This is a genomic window from Burkholderia sp. Ac-20353, assembly GCF_017104785.1.
In the GTDB taxonomy this organism is placed as follows: Bacteria; Pseudomonadota; Gammaproteobacteria; order Burkholderiales; family Burkholderiaceae; genus Burkholderia.
Genome location: NZ_JAAGPL010000324.1, coordinates 1 through 6,060 on the forward strand (window position 1 = coordinate 1; position 6,060 = coordinate 6,060).

6 protein-coding genes and 1 pseudogene are annotated in these 6,060 nt (G+C 68.0%); 2 read left to right on the forward strand and 5 right to left on the reverse strand.

What is annotated here, in order from left to right; genetic code table 11:
- Positions 1-148 precede the first annotated feature (148 nt).
- Complete coding sequence (locus G3N94_RS39135) at positions 149-700, reverse strand: hypothetical protein (RefSeq protein WP_277398607.1); 552 nt, start codon at positions 698-700, stop codon at positions 149-151.
- An 81-nt stretch (positions 701-781) separates the two neighbouring features.
- Here G3N94_RS39135 and cadR point away from each other — a divergent pair, with 81 nt between their 5' ends.
- Together cadR and G3N94_RS39145 are read left to right on the forward strand one after the other, a co-directional pair.
- Entirely contained in the window at positions 782-1,213 is a 432-nt protein-coding gene (gene cadR / locus G3N94_RS39140; RefSeq protein WP_205799559.1) for a Cd(II)/Pb(II)-responsive transcriptional regulator, read from the forward strand.
- 74 nt (positions 1,214-1,287) lie between these two features.
- Positions 1,288-1,854: a PadR family transcriptional regulator gene (locus G3N94_RS39145; protein ID WP_205799560.1), complete on the forward strand. Its 567-nt coding sequence runs from the start codon at positions 1,288-1,290 to the stop codon at positions 1,852-1,854.
- Positions 1,855-1,894: 40 nt separating this feature from the next.
- Here G3N94_RS39145 and G3N94_RS39150 read toward each other — a convergent pair whose 3' ends face one another.
- The 4 genes and pseudogenes from G3N94_RS39150 to G3N94_RS39165 form a co-directional block, all read right to left on the reverse strand.
- Positions 1,895-3,319: an FAD-binding oxidoreductase gene (locus G3N94_RS39150; protein ID WP_205799561.1), complete on the reverse strand. Its 1,425-nt coding sequence runs from the start codon at positions 3,317-3,319 to the stop codon at positions 1,895-1,897.
- Between the two features lie 13 nt (positions 3,320-3,332).
- Positions 3,333-4,115 carry an ABC transporter substrate-binding protein gene (locus G3N94_RS39155; RefSeq protein WP_205799562.1) on the reverse strand — a complete coding sequence of 261 codons (783 nt, stop codon included), beginning with the start codon at positions 4,113-4,115 and terminating at the stop codon, positions 3,333-3,335.
- A 103-nt stretch (positions 4,116-4,218) separates the two neighbouring features.
- Complete coding sequence (locus G3N94_RS39160) at positions 4,219-5,373, reverse strand: pyridoxal phosphate-dependent aminotransferase (RefSeq protein ID WP_205799563.1); 1,155 nt, start codon at positions 5,371-5,373, stop codon at positions 4,219-4,221.
- A gap of 278 nt (positions 5,374-5,651) precedes the next feature.
- A pseudogene (locus G3N94_RS39165) lies at positions 5,652-6,060 on the reverse strand (TetR/AcrR family transcriptional regulator); the annotation flags it as partial.

Here is a 6,060-nt window from a genome sequence, read left to right on the forward strand (position 1 = left end):
AAAAGAGAGAAAAAGGAGGGAGGGGAGGAAAGAGGGGAGAGGGACAGAGAGGAGGGGGGGGGAGGGAGAGAGCGAGGAGAGGGAGGGGGATAGACGACGGGGAGAAAGGAGGGGGGTAGACGGGAAGAATGAGATGCAGGAGGTTGAACTAGAGAGACGTGACCGCGCGCATCCCGCCGAGCTTCTTGCGGATCAGCGTCTCCTCGGTCGGGCAGTCCATCTGCATGATCCGGAACGCCGAGCGCACGTTGCCGGACGCGGTGGCCTGCGACGCGGGCAGCGGCTCGAGCGTCAGCGCGGCGGGCGCGCAGCACGCGCCGGCCGCGTGGTCGTGGTCGTGGTCGTGGTCGTGGTCGTGGTCGTGAGCATGACCGTGGTCATGGTCGTGGCCGTGATCATGCGCGCCACCGTGGCTGCATGCTTGTCCCTGTTCGTGACCGTGATCATGGCCGTGCGCAGCACCGTCGCCGTGCGCGTGCCCGTCTTCACGGTCATGTGCATGGTCATGATCGTGGTCATGCCCGCATGCATGCGGTTTCGTCGCTTGCGCGGCGGCTTTCCCGCCACGTGCGGTCCTGCCGGCATCCGGCACCGCGTCGGCGACACCCACCGCGAGTGCATCGTGCGCGTCGGCGCAGCACGCGTCGGCGGCGCCGGCCGTGCGGTGTCGTTCGTCGTGGGTACGCTGGGCGTCGGTCATCACAACCTCCTCAATAGCTTGACGGTGTAGAGTTAACACCCTGAAGCCACTACAGGGTCAACCCTTGATCGGGAGAAAGGTATGAAGATCGGCGAACTGGCCAAGGCGGCGCGCTGCACGCCCGAAACGATCCGCTTCTACGAGAAGGAGGGTCTGATGCCCGACGCGGAGCGCACCGACGCGAACTACCGGAACTACACGGAAACCCACGTCGAGCGCTTGCGCTTCATCCGCAACTGCCGCGCGCTCGATATGGCGCACGACGAAATCCGCGCATTGCTGAGCCTCACCGATACACGCGGCGACCGCTGCGATTCGATCAATGCGCTGCTCGACGAGCACATCGGGCACGTCGACGCGCGCCTCGCGGAACTCACGCATCTGCGTGACCAGCTGACCGAATTGCGCCGCCAATGCGTGGGCGAGCACTCGGTCGAGGACTGCGGGATCGTGCATGGTCTCGCGACGATGGAGACGGTCGCGTCGTCCGCGAAACGTTCGCATCTCGGCTGAAAGCCTTGCCGAATATGATAGTCACACATAAACTAGTCATTAATTAACTAGATATGTTTTGACTATTTGTTTCCATGATCCGTCCATCTCCATTGGCGCTCGCGATCCTCGCGACGCTCACCGAAGCCCCGATGCATCCGTACGGGATGCTGCAGCAACTGAAGTCGCGCGGCCACGACGAAGTCGTCAACGTCCGGCAGCGCACGAGCCTGTATCAGACGATCGACCGGCTGCTGCGCGACGGCCTAATCGCGGTGCACGACACCGAGCGCGACGGCGCGTTTCCGGAGCGCACCCTTTACGCGCTCACGGACGCGGGGCGCGCCGCCGGGGGCGCATGGCTGCACGCGCTGCTCGCCGAGCCTGCCCGTGAATTCCCGGCGTTCGACGCCGGGCTCGCGTTCCTGCCGCTGCTCGATGCCGAAGACGCCCGCCATCAGCTCGAGCGCCGCATCGCCGCGCTCGAGGCCGAGCGCGAGCGTCTCGAAACGCTGCGCAACACCGCGCAGGCCAATCAGGTGTCGCGCCTGTTCCTGCTGCAGAACGAGCATGCGCTCGTGCTGCTCGACGCCGAGCTCGGTTGGGTCCGCAGCGTGGTCGAGCATCTGAAGATCGGCGCGCTGAGCTGGGTCGACGGCTGATCGACCCCGGGCCGGCGGCAGGCCAGCCTCGCGCCGCACATCAAAGCACCTTGCCGGGATTCAGGATGTGACGCGGATCGAGTGCGTCCTTCAGCCCGCGCATCAGGCCGATTTCCGCATCGCTGCGCGTGTAGCCGAGATACGGACGCTTCAGCACGCCGATCCCGTGTTCCGCGGAAATCGAGCCGCCCATCGCCTGCACGACCGCATAGATAGTCCGATCCAGTTCGTCGCCGGTCGCGGCGTCGTGCTCCGCGAGCGACACGCCGATATGCACGTTGCCGTCGCCGACGTGCCCGAAGAACAGGCACACAGCCGCCGGCCAGCGCACACGCAGCGCCGCCTCGCAGCGCTCGGCGAACGTGCCGAGCTCGCCGGTCGGCAGGCTCACGTCGAAGTTGACGAGATTCGGCAGCGCGTCGATCGCGAGGCCTTCGCGCAGTGTCCACATGTCGCGCGCCTGCCGCTCCGACGTCGCGAGCGCCGCGTCGTCGACGAGCCCCGCATCGAAGCAGTCGGCGAGGCAGGTCTCGAGCGCGTGCCGCGCATCGCCGCCCGGCGCGCTCGTCGCGCATTCGATCAGCACCGCGAACCCGTCGTCGGCCGCAAACGGCGCGACGACCTCGGGCGTGTGCCCGGCAACGTACCGGTAGAACGCCGGCCACATCGCCTCGAAACTGACCACCTCGGGCAGCGCGCGCACGCGGTTCCACAGCCCGACGACCGCGTCGTAGCCGGCCACCCGGCATAGCGCGGTCGCGGGCGCGGCCAGCCGCGGATGCAGCCGCAACACCGCGCGCGTGATGACGCCGAGCGTGCCTTCGCTGCCGATGAACAGCTGCTTCAGGTCGTAGCCCGCGTTGTTCTTCAGCATCCGGTTCATCGACGACACGACGGTGCCGTCCGCGAGCACCGCCTCGAGCCCGAGCACCTGCTCGCGCATCATCCCGTAGCGGATCGCGCGCGTGCCGCCCGCGTTGGTCGCGAGCGCGCCACCGATCTGGCACGACCCGCGCGCGCCGAGGTCGACGCCGAACGTGAAGCCTGCCGCTTCAGCCGCCTCCTGCACGGTCTGCAGCAGCGTGCCGGCGCGCACCGTGATCGTGCCCGCCGCGGCGTCGAGCGACTCGACGCCCGCGAACCGCTCCATCGACAGCACCACTTCGCCGCCGAGCGCAACCGCACCGCGCGCGAGCCCCGTCAGCCCGCCCTGCGGCACGACCGGCTGCCCGAGCCGCGTGCACAGCGCGAGCGCGCGGGACACGTCGTCGACGCTGCGCGGACGCAGCAGCGCGCGTGGCCGCACGCCAGGCGGCTCGTTGTACGCGGTGAAGAAGCGCGGCTCGATGTCGGCCGACGGCGTCACGCATCCTGCGCCGAGTTCCGCGGTGAGCGCGGCGACGAGCGCGTCGCCATGCTGCGCCGCACCGCTGCCGGTCACGGCCGGCTGATCGCTGCTGGGCATCGCTTCGCCATCCTTACTTGGTCGAAATGTCGATATCGCCGAAGTACTTCCGGCCCAGCGTCTTGACCGTGCCGTCGGCCTTCAGCCTGTCGATCGCCGCATTCAGCTTCGCCTTCAGCGCGTCGTCGCCCTTGCGCAGGCCGAACGCGATGCCGTTGCCGAGGATCCGGTCGTCGTGCACCGGCTGGCCGACGAACGCGAAATCTTTGCCGTCCGGACGCGACAGGAAGCCGCGCTGGCCGGACGGCGCGAGCACCAGCGTCGCGTCGAGGCGGCCCGACACGAGATCCGCATACGCCTGGTTCTGGTCCTGGTACGCGACGACCGCGACGCCGGCCGGCTCCCAGTGCGCCTTCGCATAGGTTTCCTGGATCGACGCCTGCAGCACGCCAACCCGCTTGCCCTTCAGCGATTCCGGCGTCGGCAGCAGGCCGCTGCCATTGCGCGCGATCAGCTGCGTCGGCACGCGATAGATGATCGTCGTGAAATCGATCGCCTGGCGGCGCTGTTCGGTCGCGTTCATCGCCGAGTTGATCGCGTCGAACTTGCGGCCCTGCAGCGCGGGGATCAGCCCGTCGAACGACGTCTCGACCCACTTGCACGACAGCTTCGCGGTCTGGCAGACCGCGTTGCCGACGTCGATGTCGAAGCCCTGCAGGTCGCCGTTCGGCGCCTTCGATTCGAACGGCGGATATTGGGCCTCGAGGCCGAAGCGCAGCGTCTGCTGTGCGTCGGCGAGCGCCGCGCCGGAACCGAATGCGCACGCGAGGGCGAGCCAGAGTTTCAGGTGTTTCATCATGATCTCCTTTCGGCCGGCATCGGCGCTTCTGCGCGTGCTCCGGTCCCATCCAAAGTGTGAATCGTGGGTGTTCGCGCGCCGGCGGCCGCCGGCATCACGGTCAAACCGTACGCAAGCGGCGCGCGCCTTCGATCAGCGTCGCATCGTCCTTCGAGAAGCTGAGCCGGATCACGCCGGCATCGGTGCCGTCGGTGTAGAACGCCGACAGCGGAATCGTCGCGACGCGCGCGTCGCGGATCAGCCGCAGCACGAAATCGCTGTCGCGCTCGTCGGAGAAATGCCGGAACCGCGCGAGCATGAAGAACGAGCCTTCGCTCGGCAGCAACTCGAAACGCGAATCGGCAAGCTCGCGCGCGAGCAGGTCGCGCTTTGCCTGATAGAAGGCCGACAGGCCGAGGTAGCTGTCCGGTTGCGCGAGGATGTCGGCGAACGCGATCTGCATCGGCGTGTCGGCCGAAAACACCATGAACTGGTGCACCTTGCGGATCTCGTCCATCAGCTCCGCCGGTGCGAGACAGTAGCCGACGCGCCAGCCGGTCACGTGGAACGACTTGCCGAACGACGACACGATCACGCTGCGCTCCGCGAGTTCGCGGCTGCGCGCCATGCTCTGGTGCAGCGCGCCGTCGAACACGACGTGCTCGTAGACCTCGTCGGACAGGATCACGATGTCGGTGCCGCGCGTGAGCTGCGCGAGGCGCGCGAGATCGTCGGCGGAGAACACGGTCGCGGTCGGGTTATGCGGCGTGTTGACAATGATCATCCGCGTGCGCGGCGTGATCGCCGCGGCGACCTCGTCCCAGTCGACGCGGAAATGCCCGGGCGACAGCTTGATCGCGACGGGCGTCGCGCCCTGCATCCGCACGATCGGCGCATAGCTGTCGAACGACGGCTCGAAGTAGATCACTTCGTCGCCCGGATGCACGAGCGCGCTGATCGCCGCATAGAGGCCCTCGCTCGCGCTCGCGATCACGGTGATCTCGGTGGCCGGGTCGTAGCGCGTGCCGTACAGCGCCTCGGTTTTCTCGGCGAGCCGGTCGCGCAGTTGCGCGACGCCGGCCATCGGCGCGTACTGGTTGTGCCCGTCGCGCATCGCGCGCGCGACGCCTTCGACGAGCACGGGATCCGGTGCGAAATTCGGCGCGCCCTGCGACAGGTTCAGCGCATCATGCTGCGCGGCGAGCTGGCCGATTACGGTGAAGATCGTGGTCCCGACGTCCGGCAGCTTCGAACGGGGCGCGGTGGCGCTTCGCATGACTCCTCCTGGTTGTAACGCTGGCGGACGCAGTGAGCGCGCCCGGCTCGTTCAACCGATTTAGCCGCAGCCAATATCGCGCGGCAATCGAAAGATAGTCATGGCAGCCATGCATTCATATCATGCCCGGCTTCGCACCAAACGGATTCTTGCGAGGATTGGCGATGCCTGTCATGCAACCAACGCATTTCGTGTTGCAGATGGACGTGACCGGGACGGCGGCGAGGCCGCCTGCGCGATACGGGCGCGCCGGACCGAAGCGAACCGACGTGCGTGCGTCAGCGAAGCCGGCCGCCCGAAGCCCCCGGCACGCCTGCCAGGTAAGCCTGCAGCGCGGCGTGCAGTTCGTCGCACAGCGCCGCGGCGCCGGGTGCGGGCCCGCGCGTCAGCAGCGACTGCGATACCCAGCCGTAGCAGAGCGAATGCGCGAGCCGCGCGACTTCGCCGAGCCGTTCGGCGGGCGGCGGATCGGCCGCGTGCGCCAGCGCGTCGCGCCACAATTCGACGTACCCGTCGTAATGCCGCCGATACGCGGCGAGCGGCGACACCTGCCGCTCCAGCGCGAATAGCGCACTCCACAGCGCCGCGTCCGCGTGCACCACGCCGACCTGCAGATCGACGAGCGCAGCGGCGACCTCCGCGCGCGGCGCACCGCGCAGCGCGTGCGCCGTCGCGCGCAGCCGGTCG